Origin of the sequence: Mesorhizobium sp. M1E.F.Ca.ET.063.01.1.1, from assembly GCF_003998155.1 — a bacterium.
Lineage (GTDB): Bacteria > Pseudomonadota > Alphaproteobacteria > Rhizobiales > Rhizobiaceae > Mesorhizobium.
This window is the reverse complement of sequence record NZ_RZSC01001465.1, coordinates 1-605: the sequence shown is the minus strand read 5'-3', so window position 1 is coordinate 605 and position 605 is coordinate 1. Positions and strand designations below refer to the sequence as shown.

General features: G+C 59.5%; 1 protein-coding gene. It reads right to left on the bottom strand.

Annotation, left to right across the window (positions count from 1 at the left end):
• Window positions 1–317: 317 nt before the first annotated feature.
• Window positions 318–605: hypothetical protein (locus tag EOA29_RS43630; RefSeq protein WP_245468836.1), on the bottom strand; the 288-nt coding region annotated here is incomplete at its 5' end.

Sequence of the window (605 nt, the reverse complement as noted above, 5' to 3'; positions counted from 1 at the left end):
CGCCAGGCGTGAACATACGACCCATATTTGACCGAAAGTCTCGAGACCGACCAGCCTTGGGTGGCGCACGAGTCAGCCTCGAAAGCTTGTACGAGGAACATGACACAGTCATCATAGGCGGTGGCCAGGCGGGACTGGCCATGAGCTATCATTTGCGTCAGCGCGGTCGACAGCACATCGTTCTCGAACGGTTTACAGTGGCCGAGCGATGGCGGTCTGAACGTTGGGACTCGTTACGGTTCCAGCTACCAAACCGCTGGCTCGACTTGCCAGGGAAGCCATATGCAGGGACCGAGCCGGACGGGTTTGTTCATCATTCAGAGGTCTTGCGCTTTCTCGTAGACTACGCCGCTGAGATAGAAGCGCCAGTGCGCACCGGCGTTGAAGTAACTGGCCTCTCCCGCGATGACCGCGGCGCAGCCTATCATCTCGAAACCGCAAACGGCCCGATCAGGGCGCGCCATGTTGTTATTGCGACCGGTCCGTTTCAACGTCCGATCGTTCCAGGCTACAGCCACGCAGTACCGGCCTCGATCTGTCAGATCGATGCGACCTGCTACCGAAACCCTCAACAGCTGCCGCCGGGGGCTGTCCTTGTCGTAGGC